At 74.0% G+C, this 931-nt stretch carries 1 protein-coding gene; it reads right to left on the bottom strand.

Annotated elements, in window-relative coordinates; translation table 11 throughout:
* Nucleotides 1–54: 54 nt before the first annotated feature.
* Entirely contained in the window at nt 55–843 is a 789-nt protein-coding gene (locus FNQ90_RS24995; RefSeq protein ID WP_182608403.1) for an enoyl-CoA hydratase/isomerase family protein, read from the bottom strand.
* Nucleotides 844–931: the final 88 nt, after the last annotated feature.

The raw sequence follows: 931 nt of genomic DNA, 5'->3' as shown, positions 1-931 counted from the left end.
CGCCGGCCGTCCCCCGTCCGGCGTTTCCCGCCCCCGTGGTCCGGGGGATCCCGCTCAGTCGGCCAGGCCGACCAGATCCCGCAGACGGCGGGTCTGCGCCGCCCGTTCGGCGGCACGCTGCTCGTCGTGGTCCCGACCCGCGGCGCCGCGCAGCAGCGCCTTGGTCTCGATCACGGCGTCCCGGGGCGCGGCGAGGAGCGCGGCGGTGAGGTCGGCGATCGCACCATCGAGTTCGGCCCCGGGCACCACGAGGTTGGCCAGGCCGATCCGCTCGGCCTCCTCCGCGCCGATCGAGCGGCCGGTCACGCAGATCTCCAGCGCACGGGCGTAGCCGACCGCGTCGACCAGGGGCTTGGTGCCGGCCAGGTCGGGGACCAGCCCGAGGGAGGTCTCGGCCATGACGAAGCGCGTGTCCCGGGCGCAGATCCTCAGGTCACACGCGAGGGCCAGTTGGAAACCGGCGCCGATGGCGTGACCGTGAACCGCGGCGACACTGACCAGGTCGTTGCGGCGCCACCAGGTGAATGCCTCCTGGTAGGAGGCGATGGCGCTGTCGATGCCCGCGTCGTCGCGGTGCGCGAGTTCCAGGGTGGAGAGCTCGCCCGGGATGCCCTCGGGGGTGAAGGCCCGACGGTCGAGCCCGGCGGAGAACGCGGGTCCCTCGCCGCGCAGCACGACCACCCGCACCGAGCCGGGCAGCAGACGCCCGGCCTCGGCCAGGGCCCTCCACGTGCCGGGGGTCTGGGCGTTGCGCTTGGCCCCGTTGGTGAGGGTGACCGTGGCGATCGCCGGGGCGTCCCCGTCCGCGGTCAGGCGCACTCCGTTGGTCTCGAGCAGGGTCATGGCCCCTCCGGAACGTCACGCGTCGGCATCACCCGACACTACTCGTCGGTAATGTCCGGCAGCGTAACGTCTCCCCGGGGAGGGGGCC

The organism is Streptomyces alkaliphilus (genome assembly GCF_014141535.1).
Taxonomy (GTDB): Bacteria; Actinomycetota; Actinomycetes; order Streptomycetales; family Streptomycetaceae; genus Streptomyces; species Streptomyces alkaliphilus.
The sequence above is the reverse complement of the archived record's forward strand: the minus strand, read 5'-3'. Positions and strand labels throughout refer to the sequence as shown.

Excerpts from the sequence above, each read along its gene's own strand:
- FNQ90_RS24995 (WP_182608403.1), bottom strand. The coding sequence starts at position 843 with ATGACCCTGCTCGAGACCAACGGAGTGCGCCTGACCGCGGACGGGGAC.